Origin of the sequence: Rhodococcus sp. 06-235-1A (assembly GCF_002258785.1) — a bacterium.
Taxonomy (GTDB): Bacteria; Actinomycetota; Actinomycetes; order Mycobacteriales; family Mycobacteriaceae; genus Rhodococcoides.
The window spans coordinates 174,745-193,240 of the sequence record NZ_NOYI01000013.1 but is presented as its reverse complement, the minus strand read 5'-3'; the positions used below and the strand labels follow the sequence as shown (position 1 = coordinate 193,240).

The following is an 18,496-nucleotide window of genomic DNA, read 5'->3' as shown; positions in this document are numbered from 1 at the left end:
GTTCGCAGTGCAGTACGCAACTCGAACGGCGCTGCGCAGCAACCACTTCCACTATTCCGATGATTGTGGCGGCGAGCCTCACCCCACTGCCTACTTCGTGTGGCTCGCCCTCTCGCAGACCGAGACGGTCCTGATCGACGCCGGGCTCGCTCCCGACACCGCCGGCGCGATGCCCGGACTCGACTACATCGGCTCCCCGCTCGAGATCATCGGCGATCTGGGTATTGCACCGGGCGACATCGATCTCTGTGTCCTGACGCATCTGCACTACGACCACACCGGCGTCGTGGCCGGTCTACCCCGAGCCCGCTACGTCGTACAGCAACGAGAACTCGACTATTGGAACGGGGCGTGGGCAACGCGCATCGGCCAGGAGGAGTGGTTGCATTCCCGACCGGACATCGACCACGTGACCGCGAGCAACCGACTCGACCTCGTCGACGGAGACAGTGAGCTGCTCCCCGGTCTGTCGGTGCACTCGGTCGGCGGCCATACCGCAGGCATGCAGGTGGTCCGAGTACGCACAGCGCGCGGCAACGTCGTGCTGGCATCGGATGCGAGTCACTTCTACGAGAACATCGAATCCGACAGCCCGTTCGCGATACTGCACCACCTCCCGGACATGTTCGGAGCCTTCGACAGAATCAAGGAGCTCGCCGACGGTCCCGGCCACATAGTGCCCGGTCACGACCCGCTGGTGGCGGAACGGTTTCCCGCAGTCGATCGACACCCGCACGTGGTGTCGATCGGCTGATCTACCCGCACCACGAACGAGCCCCGATCATCGTCTCGATGATCGGGGCTCGTTCGTGCGGTCGATACGTTCGTCAGGCCGACTTGTCGCGGCGCTCGGGGCGCTCCGGCTTGCGGGGCACGATGGTCGGCAGCACGTTGTCGTTGACCGTTTCCGCGGTGACGACAACCTTCTCGACGTCGTCTCGGCTCGGGATGTCGTACATCACCGGCAGCAGAACTTCTTCCATGATCGCGCGCAGTCCACGAGCACCGGTGCCGCGGAGAATTGCCTGATCGGCAATTGCGTCCAAGGCCTCGGCAGTGAATTCGAGCTCCACCCCGTCCATGTCGAACAGACGACGGTACTGCTTGACGAGCGCGTTCTTCGGCTCGGACAGGATCGTCACGAGCGATTCCTTGTCCAAGTTGGTCACCGACGCGATCATCGGCAGGCGGCCGATGAACTCGGGGATCAGACCGAACTTGATCAGATCCTCCGGCATCACCTCGGCGAAGTGATCCTGCGTGTCGATCTCCGCTTTGGAGCGAACCTCGGCTCCGAAACCGAGCCCGCGCTTGCCGACACGATCGGACACGATCTTCTCGAGGCCGGCGAACGCACCGGCGACGATGAAGAGCACGTTGGTGGTGTCGATCTGGATGAACTCCTGATGCGGGTGCTTGCGACCGCCCTGAGGCGGCACGCTGGCCTGGGTACCTTCCAGGATCTTCAGCAAAGCCTGCTGCACGCCTTCACCGGACACGTCGCGCGTGATCGACGGGTTCTCGCTCTTGCGGGCGATCTTGTCGACCTCGTCGATGTAGATGATGCCGGTCTCGGCGCGCTTGACGTCGTAATCCGCGGCCTGGATGAGCTTGAGCAGGATGTTCTCGACATCCTCGCCGACATAGCCGGCCTCGGTGAGCGCGGTGGCGTCGGCGATGGCGAACGGCACGTTGAGCATCTTCGCCAAGGTCTGCGCGAGGTACGTCTTTCCGCACCCCGTCGGTCCGAGCATGAGGATGTTCGACTTCGCCAGCTCGACGGATTCGCCCCGAACGTCGCGAGCCTTGTCACCGGCCTGGATGCGCTTGTAGTGGTTGTAGACCGCGACGGCCAAGGTGCGCTTGGCAGCGTCCTGACCGATCACGTAGTTCTCGAGAAAGTCCTTGATCTCGGAGGGCTTAGGCAGATCGTCGAGCTTGACCTCGCTCGATTCGGCCAATTCCTCCTCGATGATCTCGTTGCACAGGTCGATGCACTCATCGCAGATGTACACCCCTGGTCCAGCAATGAGCTTCTTGACCTGCTTCTGGCTCTTGCCGCAGAAGGAGCACTTCAACAGATCGCCACCGTCACCGATGCGTGCCATTCGGAGGTTCCTACTTCCTTGTCCGCGTACGACCCACGCCGTCCGAGTGTGCCGAGACCGTCGTGGGGTACTTCTCGGCTTTTCGTCGCGCCGAAATCGATCGCCCGAGTTCTTGGATGCGACGCTACCCGTGTTCGCCGAACATGGGCGGGTTGTTTCCGGTGATTCGCCACGCGATTTCACCGATTACGAAATTCGGGTGGTCGATCGCGATCGCCGGGCGGAGTTCTGCACTCTCGCCCGGCGCCGGAGACGTCTGCCGGACCGTGACGGCCCGACCGGTGGTACTCGCGCTGCTACTTCTGTGCGGAGAGCTTGCGGTACTCGAACACGGTATCGATGATGCCGTAGTCCTTGGCCTGCTCCGCGGTGAGGATCTTGTCGCGGTCGGTGTCCTTGCGGATGACATCGGGATCCTTGCCGGTGTGGCGACCGAGAGTGGTCTCCATGAGCCGGCGCATCCGCTCGATCTCGGCGGCCTGGATCTCGAGGTCCGACACCTGGCCCTGGATTCCACCGCTGGAGGGCTGGTGGATCAGCACCCGAGCGTTCGGCAGAGCTGCACGCTTGCCGGGCGTACCGGCCGCGAGCAGTACCGCAGCGGCCGAGGCAGCCTGGCCGAGGCAGACGGTGGCAACGTCCGCCCGGACGTACTGCATGGTGTCGTAGATCGCCATCAGCGACGTGAACGATCCGCCGGGCGAGTTGATGTACATGGTGATGTCACGGTCGGGGTCGAGTCCCTCTAGCACCAGCAGCTGCGCCATGACGTCGTTGGCCGACGCATCGTCGACCTGGACTCCGAGGAAGATGATGCGCTCCTCGAACAGCTTGTTGTACGGGTTCGATTCCTTGACGCCGTAGCTGGAGTGCTCGACGAAGGACGGGAGGATGTACCGCGAGGACGGCAACTGGTTGGGATCGAACAGGTTTGTCATCGTTTCTCCAAGATGTGAGTGATCGAGGTCGCCGGTACCGGCCGATTTACTCGCCGATTCCGCCGGCCTGCTGCGCGCGGCTGACGACGTGGTCCACGAACCCGTATTCCTTGGCCGCCTGCGCGGTGAACCATCGGTCGCGATCGGAATCCTCGGTGATCTGCTCGACGGTCTGGCCGGTGTGCTGAGCGATGAGCTCGGCCATCTCACGCTTGGTGTGCGCGAACTGCTCGGCCATGATGGCGATGTCGGAGGCACTGCCGCCGATTCCGGCCGAGGGCTGGTGCATCATGATGCGCGCGTGCGGCAGCGCGTAGCGCTTGCCCTTGGCTCCGGCCGAGAGCAGGAACTGACCCATCGAGGCAGCCAGACCCATGCCGTAGGTGGCGATGTCGCACTCGGCGAATTCCATCGTGTCGAAGATGGCCATACCCGCGGTGACCGAGCCACCGGGCGAGTTGATGTACAGCGAGATGTCGCGGGTGGCATCCTCGGCGGAGAGCAGCAGGATCTGCGCGCACAACTTGTTGGCGATGTCGTCGTCGACCTGGGTACCGAGGAAGATGATGCGGTTTTGAAGCAGACGCTCGTACACGGAGTCGCTGAGATTCAGGCCTGCTGCGGCCGAAGTCATGACGGGACTCTGCTCGTGCGAAGCCGCCGGATTCTGAACAGTCACGGTACCTGCCTTTTCATAACAAATCGTTGGTTCCTGACACAGACACTAACGAAAGACGGCGGCTCCGGAGTCCCGGAACCGCCGTCGTTCGCTGTCAGCGTTACTTCTCTTGTTCGCCCTCGGAAGAATCCGCTGCTTCGACCTCGTCGGGAGCATCGGCAGGGCTGCCGAACAGCTCGGCCGTATCGACGCTGGCACCGTTGGTGTCGGTCACGGTGACGCGCTCGACGACCGAAGCCAGGGCCTTGCCGCGCTTGACGTCCGCGAAGACCGCACCGAGCTGGTTGGCCTGCTGCACCTGCTGAATGAACTGCTCGGGCGGCATGCCGTACCGCTGCGCCTGGAAGATGATCCGCTCGGTGAGCTCTTCCTGGCCGACCTGTGTGTTCTCGGCCTCGGCGATAGCGTCGAGCAGGAGCTGGGTGCGCACCGACTTCTCGGCACCCTCCTTGACGTCCTTGTCGAACTCCTCGCGGCTCGAGCCCTGCGACTCGAGCAGCTCGGCGAGCGCTTCCTCGTTGTGGTCGAGACCGTGGATGGCCTCGTGCACCTGGGAATCGACCTCGGCCTTGACGACGGCCTCGGGAGCCGGAATCTCGAGGGTCTCGAGCAACGTCTCGAGCACCTTGTCGCGGATCTGACCGGCCTGCTCGACCTTCGCGACTCGCTCGACGCGCGTCTTCAGGTCCGCGAGCAGCTCGTCGAACGTGTCGAACTCGCTGGCCAGCTGGGCGAACTCGTCGTCGGCCTCGGGCAGCTCGCGCTCCTTGACGGAGACGACCTTGACCGTGACGACGGCTTCCTTGCCTGCGTACTCACCGGCGACCAAGGTCGAGGTGAACTCCTTCGACTCGTCCGCGGAGACACCGATGATCGCGTCGTCCAGGCCCTCGATGAGCTGGCCGGAGCCGACCTCGTGGGACAGTCCGCTCGCCGTCGCCTCTTCCACGTTCTCGCCGTCGACGGTGGCCGAGAGATCGATCGAGACGAAGTCGCCCGACTGGACCGGACGATCGACGCCGGTGAGAGTGCCGAAACGCTGACGCAGCGACTGCAGCTGCTCGTCGACGGCCTCGTCCTTGATCTCGAGCGGGTCGACGACGACGCTGATGGTCGAGTAGTCGGGCAGCTCGATCTCGGGGCGGACGTCGACCTCGGCGGTGAACGTGAGCTCGGTGCCGTCCTCGATCTTGGTGATCTCGATCTCGGGCTGGCCGATGACCTTGACCTTCTCGTTGGTCACGGCCTCGGAGTAGCGGGAGGGAAGAGCGTCGTTGACGACCTGCTCGAGAACTGCCCCGCGGCCGACGCGCGCTTCGAGCAACTTGGCCGGAGCCTTGCCGGGACGGAATCCGGGGAGGCGGATCTGCTGAGCCAAAGCCTTGTACGCGCGGTCGAAATCAGGCTTGAGCTCCTCGAAGGGCACCTCAACGTTGATACGGACTCGCGTCGGGCTCAGCTGCTCGACGGTGCTCTTCACGGGACATGCTCCTTCTGGTAATTCTTGCTTGCTGGTGGTGCTTACGGTGCTGGCGTGCGGTCTTACCTCGCTCGCCGCGAACACGGCGAACCGTGCCTGCGGCCCTCATTTGTCGGGGTGACAGGAATTGAACCTGCGACCCTCCGCTCCCAAAGCGGATGCGCTACCAAGCTGCGCCACACCCCGTCGTACCCACACTATTGAACAGCAACCGATACTAGCCCCTCATCGGCGCCCCACCGATGGCGTTCGAGCGAACCCGACACGGCACGCCGGTTTGGAATCCGGCAGCGGCGTTGGGTACAGTCTTGAAACGCAGGCGACGGAACTGGCGATCCCACGACTGTTGTTTGCACGCCGATGTAGCTCAATGGTAGAGCCCCTGTCTTCCAAACAGGCTACGCGAGTTCGATTCTCGTCATCGGCTCCATCGAAAAAGCCCCGTACTTTCAGTGCGGGGCTTTTTCGTGTCCGCGTACCCTGAAACGGAGTCCGAATTGTCCGAGAGAACCGGACATGCACCGTCGGCGGAAGGCCCGGAGTGGAAATAGTCCTGATCGTCCTCGTCATCGCCGCAGTGGCCCTGTTGGTGCTGCGAAGCAAGAAGAACTCGGCTGCGGCCGCCGAAACCGCGCTGGCCGACGCCAAGGCCGATGCCCGCCAGTCGATCGAACGCCTCGGCGGCCAGGTCTACAACCTGATCGGCACCGACACACCGTCCAAGCAGGCCCTGGCCGACGCGTCCGAACGCAATATCGCCGCCGGTTCGCAGATCGACCAGGCCACCACCCCCGAACAGGCCCGACTGGCCAAACAGACGGCGCTCGAGGGGCTCTACTACATCCGCGCCGCGCGCCTGGCGATGGGCATGGACCCGGGCCCGGAGGTGCAGGGCATCGACGGCCAACAACAGGCAGGACGGGTCACCGAGGAGCGCAAGGTCGACTTCGAGGGCCGTGAGATCGCTGCGTCACCCGATCCGTCGGATCGCACCCCGAACTACTACCCGGGCGGCCGAGTGGCAGGTCGACCGGTGCCCGCAGGCTGGTACTCCGAGCCGTGGTGGCGGCCCGCCCTGGTCGCCGGCGCGTGGGGAATGGGTTCGATGTTCCTGTTCTCGGCCATGTTCTCCGGTATGGCGGGAGTGCCGGACGAGACCGCCGCGGGCGGCGACATGGGGTCCGACGGTTCCGACGCGGGCAGCGACGGCGGCGGCGGTGACGACTACAGCGGCGGCGACACGGAATACGGTGCCATGGACGGGGGCGGCGACATGTTCGGCGGCGACGGCGGCGGGATGGACTTCGGGCTCTAGGTCGCCTGACAGACGGGGCACCAGAACAGGTTTCGGGCCTGCATCGTCGAGTGCAGGATTTCGGTGCCGCACACGCGGCACGGAAGCCCTTCCCTGCGGTAGACGTACGAGCGTGGTCGGCGGGCACCGTAGGTGTCGCCGTGGTCGTCCTCGGGCCGGATGGTGATGATGCGGCCGCGCCGAACACCGATCTTCATCAGCTCGACGAGGTCGAACCAGATCGCGTCCCACTCTGCTCTGTCGAGATCCTTGCCGGGACGCATGGGGTTGATCTCGTGCCGGAACAGGATCTCGGCGCGGTAGACGTTGCCGACTCCGGCGAGCACCTTCTGATCCATGAGCAAGGTGCCGATAGCGGTGCGCGACTTCGAGATTCGCGACCAGGCCGCATCGGGATCTGCATCCTTGCGGAGCGGGTCCGGCCCGAGCCGAGCCACGAGAGCGTCGACCTGTTCTTCGGTGTAGATCTCGCACGCGGTGGGGCCGCGGAGATCGGCACCGTACTTCTCCCCCACCATGCGCAGACGCACTGCGCCCACCGGATCGTTCAGTGGCACGGCCTGTTCGGTGAACTTGCCGTACAGGCCCAGGTGAATGTGCACGATCAGATCGGACTCGTAGCGGTGTAACAGGTGCTTTCCCCACGCCTCGGCCTTTTCGAGCACGAGGCCGTCGATCAGCGCGGCACCGGAGGTGAACCGTCCCTGTGGACTGCTCGTCTCCACCGGTGCCCCGCCGAACCGACGTTGATGCAACCGAGCGAGTCGGTGCAGGGTGTGACCTTCGGGCACCTACGCGGGCTTTCCCGGCACCTCGGGTGCCTCGCCGCTGCGCTCGTACTCGGACAGGATGTCGATCCGGCGCTGGTGGCGCTCCTCACCCGAGAACGGAGTTCCGAGGAACGCGTCGACGATGGCAAGGGCCTCGGGCAGCGTGTGCATGCGTCCACCGATGCCGATGAGCTGCGCATCGTTGTGCTCGCGAGCGAGCTTTGCGGTCTCCACGCTCCATGCGAGGGCACAGCGAGCGCCCGGCACCTTGTTCGCAGCGATCTGCTCGCCGTTTCCGGAACCTCCGAGCACCAGGCCACGGCTGCCTGGATCGGCAACGACGCGAAGTGCAGCGTCGATGCAGAATGCCGGGTAATCGTCGACGGGGTCGTAATCGAAGGCACCGCAGTCGACGGGCTCGTGCCCGGTTGCCGTCAGGTGTTCGATGATCTGATTCTTGAACTCGAGGCCGGCGTGGTCGGCACCCAGGTATACGCGCATGCCTAGAGTCTGACAGGTGAACTCCGAAGCCGAGAAATTCGCAGGCGTGGACGGTGCGAAAGGCGCGTGGGTGGTCGCGTCGTTCGACGGCACGACGCTGACATGGCGAGGCTGTTCCTCCGTGGCCGACGTGCTGGAGCACACCACGGACTGTGCGCGAGTGGGCGTCGACATGCCATTGTCACTGCCCGCGAGCGGCTATCGCATCAGCGAACTGGAAGCGAAGAAGTTTCTCGGCCCGGCGCGCAGTTCGATCTTCCACACGCCCGTGCTCGATGTGCTCGCTGCCGAGTCGTATCCCGACGCCTGTGCCGTCTCTCGTCGTATCACCGGCAAGGCGATCAGCAAGCAGACGTGGCACATTCTGCCGTCCGTCGAGGCGTGGCGGAGTGCGAGCTTCGATCCGGACAAGTACGTCGAGGTACATCCCGAATGCTCGTTTCGGGCGATGTCACCGACGACGAGCTTTGCGTCGAAGAAGACCGGCCGGGGCGTCGGACAGCGGATGGCTGCGCTCGAGCGGTGGAGCGAGCACATCGATCTGGCCGATCTGCCGCTGGGACCCGCCGTCGACGACTTCCTCGACGCGGCCGCCGCGGCGTGGTCGGCGCGACGTTTCCACCTCGGCGAGCACCGAGTGTTCGGCACCGCGGACCGGTCGGATCGCATCGTGGCCTGACCCCCCTCGTGCGCGGAAGGTCGTACCTTGCTACGACTTTCCGCGCACGAGGTCACCGATCAGTCGAACTGTGGGTCCTCGTTGCGGGTGCGCTTGAGCTCGAAGAAGTGCGGGTACCCCGCGAAGATCACCGATGCGTCCCAGAGCTTGCCTGCCTCTTCGCCGCGCGGGATTCGGGAGAGCACCGGGCCGAAGAAGGCCACGCCGTTGACATGGATGGTCGGGGTCCCGACGTCGGGTCCGACCTTGTCCATACCGGCGTGATGGCTGGTCCGTAGGTCCTCGTCGTAGTCGGTGCTCTCGGCTGCCTTCGCGAGATCCGCCGGCAGATCCAGTTCGGCCAACGACTCCGCGATGACGACGTCGAAATCCTTGTTGCCCTCGTTGTGAATTCGCGTTCCCATGGCGGCGTACAGCGGTGCGAGGATCTCGTCGCCCTTCAGCTTGGCAGCAGCGATAGCCACCCGGACCGGACCCCATGCCTTCTTCATCATCGCGGCGTACTCCTCGGGCAGATCGCGGCCCTCGTTGAGCACAGCCAGGCTCATGACGTGGAAGTTCACGTCGATGTCGCGCACCTGCTGCACCTCGAGAATCCACCGCGAGGTGATCCAACACCACGGGCACAGTGGGTCGAACCAAAAATCCGCGGTGTCTTTCTGTCCTGAACCGGCCACTGTCCTACTCCTTGGAAGTCGAGGTCAACATCTCTTCATGCGGTAACAACCGTCCACCGCCCAGACATTCCGCACCACCCGTCGGCCAGCGCGAGCCACTCACGACGTGATGGGATGGACGGCACTACCCATAACTACACGAAGAGGTGTCGACTGAAGTGGTTGCTCCCAACCTGACGCGTGACCAAGCCTCCGAACGTTCGGCGATCATCGGGGAAACGAAGTACGCGATCGTTCTCGATCTCACCGACGGCGAGGGCAATCCCGGCGAGAAGACATTCCGCTCGCTCACCACCATCACGTTCGCGGCCACCGCCGGAGCGTCGACTTTCGTGGACATCGTTGCCGGCACGATTCGCTCGGCGACGCTCAACGGCACGGACATCGATATCGCGGGCTACGACGAGTCGACGGGCATATCGCTGGAGAATCTGGCCGAACACAACGAACTCGTGATCGATGCCGACTGCATCTACTCGCACACGGGCGAGGGCCTGCATCGCTTCGTCGACCCGTCCGACGGTTCGGTGTACCTGTATTCGCAGTTCGAGACCGCCGATGCCAAGCGCATGTTCGCCTGCTTCGATCAGCCCGATCTCAAGGCCACCTTCGATGTCAAGGTCACCGCTCCCGAGAGCTGGACCATCATCTCAAATGCCGCGCACGCGGCCGAGCCCGCCGCAGGCGAGCACGTGTTCGACACGACGCCGTTGATGAGCACCTACCTCGTCGCGCTGATCGCCGGTCCGTACGCCGAGTGGACCGACTCGTACACCGACGACCACGGCACCATCCCCCTCGGAATCTACTGCCGCGCATCGCTTGCCGATCACATGGACGCCGAGCGCCTGTTCACCGAGACCAAGCAGGGCTTCGGTTTCTACCACGAGAACTTCGGCACTCCGTACGCCTTCGGCAAGTACGACCAGCTCTTCGTGCCCGAGTTCAATGCCGGTGCGATGGAAAACGCCGGCGCGGTCACGTACCTGGAGGACTACGTCTTCCGGTCCAAGGTGACGCGTTACTCCTACGAGCGTCGCGCCGAGACTGTGCTGCACGAGATGGCACACATGTGGTTCGGCGACCTGGTCACCATGACGTGGTGGGACGATCTGTGGCTCAACGAGTCGTTCGCCACGTTCGCCTCGGTGCTGTGCCAGTCCGAGGCAACCGAGTACACCAACGCGTGGACCACCTTCGCCAACGTCGAGAAGGCCTGGGCCTACCGCCAGGACCAATTGCCGTCGACGCACCCCATCGCCGCGGACATCCCCGACCTGGCCGCAGTGGAAGTCAACTTCGACGGCATCACCTACGCCAAGGGCGCGAGTGTGCTCAAGCAGCTGGTGGCGTACGTCGGCAAGGAGGACTTCCTCGCCGGGTTGCGGGCGTACTTCGTCGATCACGCCTTCGGCAACGCCACCTTCTCGGATCTCCTTGCAGCGCTGGAGAAGTCCTCGGGACGAGATCTGTCCGATTGGGGCGCTCAGTGGCTGCGCACCACCGGCCTGAACACCCTGAGTCCGGATTTCGACGTCGATGCCGACGGCAAGTTCACTCGCTTCGAGGTTCGGCAGACCGGCGCAGCACCCGGTGCAGGAGAGCATCGAGTTCACCGCATCGGCGTCGGCATCTACGACGACGTCGACGGCAAGTTGGTTCGCACCGACCGCGTCGAACTCGACCTGGACGCAGCAGAATCGACGAGTGTCGATGCGCTGGTGGGTGTTTCGCGAGGCAAGCTCGTCCTGGTCAACGACGACGACCTGACGTATTGCGCAGTGCGACTGGATCCGGATTCGCTCGGTGTCCTCATCGATCGCATCGGTGACATCGCCGAGCCCCTCCCCCGCACCCTCGCGTGGTCGGCGGCCTGGGAGATGACCCGATCGGCCGAGATGAAGGCGCGAGACTTCGTGGCCCTCGTCCAGCGCGGAATCGGCGGCGAGACCGAAGTGGGTGTGGTGCAACGTCTTCTGCTGCAAGCCCAGACCGCTATCACCAGCTACGCCGATCCTGCGTGGGCAGCAGAACACGGCACCCCCGAGTTCGCCGATGCTCTGCTCGAGCTGGCGCGCGGTGCCGAAGCAGGCTCGGATCACCAGCTGGCCTTCGTCAACGCCCTCACCGGCATCGAACTCGGCAATCGCCACATCGAGGTGCTGCGCGCGTTGCTCGACGGTGACGTCGACGGCCAGTCACTCTCCGGGCTCGACGTCGACACCGATCTGCGGTGGCGCATCGTGACCGCTCTGGCCGGGGCAGGTGCAATCGACGCCGACGGACTCGAGTCGCCGGTCATCGACGCCGAAGCGGCCATGGACAACACTGCTGCCGGAGCGCGGTCGGCTGCGGCCGCGCGGGCCGCACGCCCGAGCGCGGAGGTCAAGGAACAGGCGTGGACGACGGTGGTCGAGGACGACGCCGTACCGAACATCACCGCACGCTCGATCATCGGCGGATTCGCCGGGCCGGGTCAGGGCGAGTTGCTCGAGCCGTTCGTCGCCCGCTATTTCGACGCCATCGAGGGCGTCTGGTCTCGACGATCCAGCGAGGTCGCGCAGACCGTCGTGATCGGGCTGTACCCCTCCTGGTCGATCAGCGAGCAGTCGCTGGCGGCAGCGGACGAGTTCCTGGACGGCGAATTGCCACCCGCTCTTCGACGACTGGTGATCGAGGGCAGGGCCGGCGTCGTCCGGGCGCTCGCTGCCCGGGAGTTCGACGCGAGCTGATCTCTGCCACACCGACGACGAGGGCCGGTTGCTCACCGACAAGGTGAGCAACCGGCCCTCGTTCGTACGATCCGGTCCGGCGGACGCTAAGGACTGAGGATGGACGCCGCCATCACTCGCACGGAGGCGACGAGACCGTCGATGAGGTTGCCGTCTCGGAACGGTCCGAGCGCGGCGGTCACGCCCAACTGCGCAACCCGGTCCGTCGCTCGGTTGGACACTCGCTTACCGCTTCGGATTTCGAGTGCGTGCCGATTCGGGTCGACGGCGATCAGAATCGATCGAACGGCGTCGGGTGTACCAGGAAACACCGACTCGACACCAGCGGCCGGATCGTCGCCGAGATCACCGACGTACACGTTGAACCGAATTTTGGTCCGACGCGTCGCCTCGGTCAGCGCGTCGTCGAGCGCAACCAGATCTTGCGTCGCGAACGGCAGGTGCTCGGGGTTGACCGTCCCGAATTCGTGAGCAGCCGAGACGCGGCCGCTCGCGGTCACAGCAGCGCCGTACGGCAGGTCTTCTTCCCTGATGTCACTACGGACGAGTTCACCACTTGCCACTTGCAGCACCTCCGATCGAGTCGGCTGCGTCGGCGTCGTGCGATGCGTGGCCTCCGAAAGGAGTCACCTCGTCCGTAGCGCTCCACAGCAATGGCTCGCGCGTCCACTCGTCCGTCAACCGGTAGGGAGGAACATCCATACCGGGCTGCTTGTCGGTCAGGTAGGACAACGCGCCGATGAGTCCGATCACCGCAACCGGAATCACCCCGAATATCAGCGTGGTCTCAAAAATGCTCACAGGGTGTGACGTTAGTCGACAATTGGGCGTCGGACCACGTCGGGGCCGGTGTTGTGACCGAAAAGTGCGGACGGGCCCGCGTCAGGCAGCACCCTCACCCAGATACGCCAGCCAACTCGGGTCCAACTCCTTCGTCGTCGCCAGCAGTCTCCAGTGGGGGCCCTTCGGCGGCACCAACTGCGCGCGCAACGTCCACCCGATCTCGCTGAGCAGTTTGTCGGCCTTGCGGTGGTTGCACGAGGCACAACACGCAACACAGTTCTCCCACGAGTGGCCTCCTCCGCGGCTTCGCGGAACCACGTGGTCGACCGTCTCGGCCTTGCTTCCGCAGTACGCACAGCGGAACCGGTCGCGGTGCATCAGTGCCGCCCGCGTCATCGGCACTCGCGCTCGGTACGGCACCCGGACGAACGTCCGCAGTCTGATGACCGACGGCACCTGTACCGAGAAGCCGGCCGATCGGATGAACGGCCCTTCCGGATCGTCGTGCACCACGTCGGCCTTCCCACAAACGAGAAGAACCACCGCCCGGCGCATCGGAAGCGCGGTCAGTGGTTCGAATGTGGCGTTGAGGAGCAGCACACGGCGCTTGACCCACGCCGGTACGGCGTCGTCGCCCGTGGCATCGTGGGCGGTCGGCACCACGCGCAGCGGAGAAGCCCCCGAGGCCGTCTCACGCTGGTCGTGCGTGGTGCGGCCCTCAGTGGGCGGGAGTTGTCGATGGCGATGTTGCGAGTTCTTCATGCGTCGCTCCAGAAACAGTCGGCGCCCGCGCATGGCTTGCGTGGAACACGATTCACAGTGGAACACGAATACACCGACTCCGCACAGCCTTTTTCTCCGCATTTCCTGTTGCCGATCGGTGAACATTTCGCATCTTCGTACGCGCGATCGACGAACGACGCCGCCATGCGCAGCAGGACTGGCGAGATTTCTGCGTCTCCGTAGACTTTTCGGGTGTCTGTATCAACCCTTCTGTCCGTATCGACCCTCCCCGAACTGTCGCTGCAAGAGCTCGACACCCGAGCCTTCGAGCTGACGGATACCGGACGCGACTGGTTGGTCGATCGTCCGCTGCAGGTTCTGGGCTATCTCGCCCTGGCCATCGTTCTGCGACTCGTCCTGCACAGAATGATCGCTCGCTTCACCCGCAACGAGATCGGTAAGTCCCCGATGCTGCTCCGTCCGCTTCGAGACCGGTCGTCGAGCACCGTCAAAGGCGCGATTCTCAACGAGCGGCGCAAGCAACGGGCGAACACGATCGGCTCGGTGCTGAAGTCGGCCGTCTCGGTCATGATTCTCACGTGGTTCGTGCTCTCGGTGCTCGACGTGATCGGTGTCAATGTGGCACCGTTCATCGCCTCCGCAGGAATTGTCGGAGTTGCGCTCGGATTCGGTGCCCAGAACCTGGTTCGGGACTTCCTGTCCGGAATCTTCATGCTGCTCGAGGATCAATACGGCGTCGGCGACGTCGTCGACCTCGGTGAGGCCACCGGCACCGTCGAAAGTGTGGGGCTACGGGTGACCACGATCCGAGACGTCAACGGCACCGTGTGGTACTGCCGCAACGGTGAAGTGCTGCGAGTGGGCAACATGAGTCAGGGCTTCGCGGTCGCCGTGCTCGATCTACCCATCTCGCACACGGCGAACATCGAGCACGCATGCGAGGTGGCCGAACGCACCACTGCGTCGTTGGTCGAGTCCGGCGATTTCGAAAGCGACATCCTCGAACCGCCCGAGATGCTCGGAGTCAACGCGGTGAGCGCGGACACCGTCACCATCCGCATCACGATCAAAACGCGCCCCGGACGCCAGTGGGCCGTCCAGCGCCGCCTTCATCGGGACATCCTGGAGGCCTTCGACGACGCCGACATCAAAGCGCCGTATGCACTGGGCCGTCCGGGTGGGGTCGCGGCCGACTCCGGCTCCTGAGGGACAATGATCGGTGGACGCCGATCGAGAGCCCGCAGGAACGACGAGAAACAAGAGAGAGTGTGATGACCGAACCGCAGCAGACGTTCTACGACGCGGTAGGCGGTGCCGAGACGTTCCGGTCACTCACGGCGAAGTTCTACGAGGAAGTCGCCAACGACGAGATCGTGCGCCCGCTGTACCCCGAGGAGGACCTCGGACCCGCCGAACGGCGCATGCGAATGTTCCTCGAGCAGTACTGGGGCGGCCCGAGGACGTATTCCGACGAACGGGGTCACCCGCGATTGCGGATGCGTCACAACCCTTTTCGGATCGGGCCGATGGAGCGGGACGCATGGCTTCGGTGCATGCACATCGCGATCGCCTCGATCGACCCGTCGGTGATGGACTCCGCGCACCGAGCGCAGCTCATCGACTACATGGAGATGGCCGCGAATTCGATGATGAACTCGGCGATCTGAGGGGCCGAGGGCTACAGCGAACCGACGCGCTGAGGGCTCTTGCTGCCGGTGGCGGTCCTGAGCCTGCTCATGCGTCCGCGGAGGGCACCGGCGACCTTGAGAGCCGAGCTCACGGGCCAGGGCAGGTGCTGGCGCAGTATGGCGTGCTTGCGGACGTAGGTCTCCACGTGCCACTCGGTCCATGTCCCTGCGCGGAACAGCGCAGCGTCGCCTGCAACCAAGGTGCGCGGTGCATGATCGTCGCTCGATACGGTGACCGAGCCGTCCATGATGTGCACGATCTCGTCGACGGAGAAGTACCAGCGGAAGCGGCCGGCCGAGCAGTCCCAGACATTGGTGGTCGTGGTGCCGTCGATGCTCTTCGACCACTCGGCGACGCGTGCTCGAGGATTACCTTCGAGAATCCAGGCGGGCTCGATCGGGCTGTCGTCGAGCACGATATCGCCGAGGCGGACGGCTTCGATGGTCGATATGGTCATGGTTTCCGTCGCGTCCTCACCGTCGGGCGCGGCTTCCGCCGCTACTGGTAACAGAAGCAGAACATACAACACTTTCCAAAGCATCAGGCACGTGTCGGTCATGTGAATGAGCACAAACCTTTACTCCACGTTGACCCGCGATTCTGTACCGTTCCGACCCTCATCGCCCCTGAATCGTTCTCCGGCCGTTCGTTTGGCACTATTGCCACTTGTGACCGATCCGATCGAGAACTCCGAGTTGTTGTGGTGGCAAGACGCCGTCTTCTATCAGATCTATCCCCGGTCGTTCGCGGACTCCAACGGAGACGGCATCGGCGACCTCGACGGAATTCGCGACAAGCTCGGCTATCTCGAACTGCTGGGAATCGATGCAGTCTGGATCGGCCCCATCACCCGGTCCCCCATGGCCGATCACGGCTACGACGTATCGGATCCACGCGACATCGACCCGATGTTCGGAAGCCTCGCAGTCTTCGATGCGCTGGTCGACGAAGCTCATGCGCGTGACATCAAGGTCACGATGGATCTGGTTCCCAATCACACCAGCATCGAGCACCGTTGGTTCCGGTCCGCCCTGACCGCGCCACGTGGAAGCGCCGAACGGGCTCGCTACATCTTTCGCGACGGACGCGGTGACGACGGTTCGCAGCCGCCGAACAATTGGCCGAGCATCTTCGGCGGCCCGGCGTGGACCCGCATCACCGAGCCCGACGGCACCCCAGGGCAGTGGTACCTGCACATATTCGCGCCCGAACAGCCGGATCTGAACTGGGACAATCCCGAGGTGTTCGACGACTTCGCCCGCACGCTGAGGTTCTGGCTCTCGCGCGGCGTCGACGGATTTCGACTCGACGTTGCGCACGGCATGGCCAAACCAGCCGACCTGGCCGACATGAGTCTCGAACTGAACGCGTTGATGAAGAACGACGACGACGATCCTCGGTTCAACAATCCGCGCGTCCACGACCTGCATCGGCGCATCAGAACAGTCATGGACGAGTTCCCCGGAACGGTCACCGTCGGCGAGATCTGGGTACAGGACAATGTTCGGTTCTCCGAGTACATCAGGCCGGACGAGCTGCACCTGGGGTTCAATTTCCGTTTGGCCAGTGTCGATTTCGACGCCGAGACCATCCGCGACGCCATCTCCAACTCACTTGCGGCCGTCGAACTCGTCGACGGTACCCCGACGTGGACGCTGTCCAACCACGACGTCGAACGAGAGGTCACCAGGTACGGCGGTGGCGATGTCGGTCGTGCGCGCGCCCGCGCCATGATTCTGGTCGAGTTGGCCCTTCCCGGAACCGTCTTCGTCTACAACGGTGCCGAGCTCGGATTGCCCAACGTGCAGCTGCCCGAGAGTGCGCTCCAGGATCCCGTGTGGGAGCGATCGGGGCACGCGGAGCGTGGGCGCGACGGCTGCCGCGTGCCGATGCCGTGGGAAGGACACGAGCCCCCGTTCGGCTTCTCTTCCACCGATCGCACCTGGCTACCGATGCCCCGGGAGTGGGACGGACACACCGCCGAGGCGCAACTCGAAGACGTCGATTCCATGCTGAGCCTGTACCGCACTGCCTTCGAGTTGCGGGCCCTGCGTCCGGAATTCACCGGCAACGGGATCGATTGGTACGGAGCGCCTCCCGGCTGCCTGGCCTTTCGTCGACGCGGCGGCCTCATCTGCGCGTTGAACGCATCGGACGAGTCGATCCCACTGCCGCCCGGCGAGTTGCTCTTGGCCAGTGCACCTCTGGTGAACGGTCGGCTCGCCGCACACGCTGCTGCCTGGCTCGTCTAGCGCTCCACGGTCAGCGACAACTGGTGGCCCGCTCGACGAACGAACACCGAGCCGTAGCGGGCGTCGAGACGTAACCACACCGGTGATACGCGTACCCGGACCACCTCGTCGGCTGCGATTCGGTCGGGATCGACATCGATGGTCATGGGATCGGTGCCGCTGTGTGGAACGAAACCCATTGCGGTCAAGGCGAATACGGTCCGCATCGAGATCGACACTTCGCCGACGTCACCGGCGACGTGCAGCACTTCCTGTTCCAACAGCGAACTCGGTGGTCCATGACTGCTGCCGTGCTCCTTCGCCAGGGCCGCGCCGCGTTGGGCGAGCCCGACCAGGATTCGGGCCGGAACGTCGTCGAGATGCTCGAACCCGCCGTCCGGCGGCAGTGCGCCACGCCATGCAGAATCCATCGAGAATCCTGGGTCGACCACACCGTCGTCCGCCTGCTGCAGAGCTGCAGACAACACATCGGCACCCGCGCACGTATCGTCGGGCACCACGGTTCCGGTGATCACTCGCGCCGCCAGAGCATCGAAACCGGTTGTGGCCCAACAGGACACACTGCCGCCCGTTCGCGTCCGCATCCGGATCACAGCAGCTTCGTCCAGACGCAGCGCCTTGGTGCAGAACGTGGCCAGATTCTCTCGCTCGACCGCATCGGGAACGGTCAGGACGCGCTCATACACGCTGCCAGCTCACGAGAAACTCGCGCTCCTCCGGGGTGAGCCGACGCAACCGCTGCGCATCGATGTCGAATGCAGCGATCTGCGTCGAGGCCACCACGGCCGCAGGGGTGTCCACCGAGGCACCCTTGGCCCGGACCTCGTATCCGACGACGAAGTCCACCGCCCGTACCGCGTCGATCCACATGAAGACATCGAGCGGGCCGTCCTCGTGGCGAAGCTGACCTCGATACTTCACGTGCAGATCGGCGATCACCGCTCCGTGCCGCAGGTTCGCGGTCGGTCTTCCGTCCACCAACAACCACGGGATACGTGCCTCTTCGAGGAGGGTGACCATGCGGGCATGGTTGATGTGCTGATACACGTCCATATCGGACCACCGCACATCCACTGTGGCATGGAAGCCCACGGGTTCGGCAACACCTACCGGTCGTTTGTCGGACAAATGGGCGTCGGGCACACTCAC

The 18,496-nt window shown here is 64.2% G+C and carries 20 protein-coding genes and 2 tRNA genes; 8 read left to right on the top strand and 14 right to left on the bottom strand.

Going from position 1 to position 18,496, the window contains the following annotated elements:
- The first annotated feature begins 7 nt into the window (after positions 1–7).
- Positions 8–754: an N-acyl homoserine lactonase family protein gene (locus CH275_RS13970; protein ID WP_256991020.1), complete on the top strand. Its 747-nt coding sequence runs from the start codon at positions 8–10 to the stop codon at positions 752–754.
- Positions 755–827: 73 nt separating this feature from the next.
- On the opposite strand, the gene clpX is transcribed toward CH275_RS13970, so the two are convergent.
- The 5 genes from clpX to CH275_RS13945 form a co-directional block, all read right to left on the bottom strand.
- Positions 828–2,108, bottom strand: a complete 1,281-nt coding sequence (gene clpX, locus CH275_RS13965; RefSeq protein ID WP_032379220.1) for an ATP-dependent Clp protease ATP-binding subunit ClpX — start codon at positions 2,106–2,108, stop codon at positions 828–830.
- Between the two features lie 296 nt (positions 2,109–2,404).
- Positions 2,405–3,046 carry an ATP-dependent Clp protease proteolytic subunit gene (locus CH275_RS13960; protein ID WP_008715342.1) on the bottom strand — a complete coding sequence of 214 codons (642 nt, stop codon included), beginning with the start codon at positions 3,044–3,046 and terminating at the stop codon, positions 2,405–2,407.
- 46 nt (positions 3,047–3,092) lie between these two features.
- Positions 3,093–3,725 (bottom strand): ATP-dependent Clp protease proteolytic subunit, encoded by a 633-nt coding sequence (locus CH275_RS13955; protein ID WP_032379221.1) that lies wholly within the window; start codon positions 3,723–3,725, stop codon positions 3,093–3,095.
- Between the two features lie 100 nt (positions 3,726–3,825).
- Positions 3,826–5,205, bottom strand: a complete 1,380-nt coding sequence (tig, locus tag CH275_RS13950) for a trigger factor (RefSeq protein WP_094678951.1) — start codon at positions 5,203–5,205, stop codon at positions 3,826–3,828.
- Positions 5,206–5,317: 112 nt separating this feature from the next.
- Positions 5,318–5,391, bottom strand: a tRNA-Pro gene (locus tag CH275_RS13945).
- Between the two features lie 170 nt (positions 5,392–5,561).
- On the opposite strand from CH275_RS13945, the gene CH275_RS13940 reads away from it, so the two are divergent.
- Together CH275_RS13940 and CH275_RS13935 are read left to right on the top strand one after the other, a co-directional pair.
- Positions 5,562–5,635, top strand: a tRNA-Gly gene (locus CH275_RS13940).
- Between the two features lie 111 nt (positions 5,636–5,746).
- A complete protein-coding gene (locus tag CH275_RS13935) occupies positions 5,747–6,520 on the top strand; it encodes a hypothetical protein (RefSeq protein ID WP_094678950.1) in 774 nt (257 codons plus the stop codon).
- Here the strand turns inward: CH275_RS13935 and CH275_RS13930 are convergent.
- Positions 6,517–7,311 (bottom strand): Fpg/Nei family DNA glycosylase, encoded by a 795-nt coding sequence (locus tag CH275_RS13930; protein WP_094678949.1) that lies wholly within the window; start codon positions 7,309–7,311, stop codon positions 6,517–6,519. The genes CH275_RS13935 and CH275_RS13930 overlap by 4 nt on opposite strands.
- Positions 7,312–7,791 (bottom strand): ribose-5-phosphate isomerase, encoded by a 480-nt coding sequence (locus CH275_RS13925; protein ID WP_094678948.1) that lies wholly within the window; start codon positions 7,789–7,791, stop codon positions 7,312–7,314.
- A gap of 16 nt (positions 7,792–7,807) precedes the next feature.
- On the opposite strand from CH275_RS13925, the gene CH275_RS13920 reads away from it, so the two are divergent.
- On the top strand, positions 7,808–8,470 hold the full coding sequence (locus CH275_RS13920; protein ID WP_094678947.1) for a DUF429 domain-containing protein: 663 nt from the start codon (positions 7,808–7,810) through the stop codon (positions 8,468–8,470).
- 59 nt (positions 8,471–8,529) lie between these two features.
- Here the strand turns inward: CH275_RS13920 and CH275_RS13915 are convergent, their stop codons facing one another.
- Positions 8,530–9,147: a mycothiol-dependent nitroreductase Rv2466c family protein gene (locus CH275_RS13915; RefSeq protein WP_094678946.1), complete on the bottom strand. Its 618-nt coding sequence runs from the start codon at positions 9,145–9,147 to the stop codon at positions 8,530–8,532.
- Between the two features lie 158 nt (positions 9,148–9,305).
- On the opposite strand from CH275_RS13915, the gene pepN reads away from it, so the two are divergent.
- Positions 9,306–11,879: an aminopeptidase N gene (gene pepN, locus CH275_RS13910; RefSeq protein WP_094678945.1), complete on the top strand. Its 2,574-nt coding sequence runs from the start codon at positions 9,306–9,308 to the stop codon at positions 11,877–11,879.
- Between the two features lie 86 nt (positions 11,880–11,965).
- Here pepN and CH275_RS13905 read toward each other — a convergent pair whose 3' ends face one another.
- The 3 genes from CH275_RS13905 to CH275_RS13895 form a co-directional block, all read right to left on the bottom strand.
- Complete coding sequence (locus CH275_RS13905; protein WP_094678944.1) at positions 11,966–12,442, bottom strand: DUF5130 family protein; 477 nt, start codon at positions 12,440–12,442, stop codon at positions 11,966–11,968.
- Positions 12,429–12,680 carry an aa3-type cytochrome oxidase subunit CtaJ gene (ctaJ, locus tag CH275_RS13900; protein WP_094678943.1) on the bottom strand — a complete coding sequence of 84 codons (252 nt, stop codon included), beginning with the start codon at positions 12,678–12,680 and terminating at the stop codon, positions 12,429–12,431. The genes CH275_RS13905 and ctaJ overlap by 14 nt, the downstream gene beginning before the upstream one ends.
- A gap of 81 nt (positions 12,681–12,761) precedes the next feature.
- A complete protein-coding gene (locus CH275_RS13895; protein WP_179276148.1) occupies positions 12,762–13,424 on the bottom strand; it encodes an HNH endonuclease in 663 nt (220 codons plus the stop codon).
- Positions 13,425–13,679: 255 nt separating this feature from the next.
- Here CH275_RS13895 and CH275_RS13890 point away from each other — a divergent pair, with 255 nt between their 5' ends.
- Together CH275_RS13890 and CH275_RS13885 are read left to right on the top strand one after the other, a co-directional pair.
- Positions 13,680–14,612 carry a mechanosensitive ion channel family protein gene (locus tag CH275_RS13890; RefSeq protein ID WP_094679261.1) on the top strand — a complete coding sequence of 311 codons (933 nt, stop codon included), beginning with the start codon at positions 13,680–13,682 and terminating at the stop codon, positions 14,610–14,612.
- Positions 14,613–14,677: 65 nt separating this feature from the next.
- A complete protein-coding gene (locus tag CH275_RS13885; RefSeq protein WP_094679260.1) occupies positions 14,678–15,073 on the top strand; it encodes a globin in 396 nt (131 codons plus the stop codon).
- Between the two features lie 11 nt (positions 15,074–15,084).
- Here the strand turns inward: CH275_RS13885 and CH275_RS13880 are convergent, their stop codons facing one another.
- Positions 15,085–15,552: a cupin domain-containing protein gene (locus CH275_RS13880; protein ID WP_094679259.1), complete on the bottom strand. Its 468-nt coding sequence runs from the start codon at positions 15,550–15,552 to the stop codon at positions 15,085–15,087.
- A gap of 211 nt (positions 15,553–15,763) precedes the next feature.
- Between CH275_RS13880 and CH275_RS13875 the strand changes: the two genes are divergently transcribed.
- Entirely contained in the window at positions 15,764–17,347 is a 1,584-nt protein-coding gene (locus tag CH275_RS13875) for a glycoside hydrolase family 13 protein (RefSeq protein WP_094678942.1), read from the top strand.
- Here CH275_RS13875 and CH275_RS13870 read toward each other — a convergent pair.
- Complete coding sequence (locus CH275_RS13870) at positions 17,344–18,033, bottom strand: hypothetical protein (protein ID WP_094678941.1); 690 nt, start codon at positions 18,031–18,033, stop codon at positions 17,344–17,346. The two genes, CH275_RS13875 and CH275_RS13870, sit on opposite strands and share 4 nt — an antisense overlap.
- Positions 18,026–18,496, bottom strand: coding sequence for an acyl-CoA thioesterase (locus CH275_RS13865; protein WP_094678940.1), 471 nt, complete (start codon positions 18,494–18,496; stop codon positions 18,026–18,028). Before CH275_RS13865 ends, CH275_RS13870 begins: the two co-directional genes overlap by 8 nt.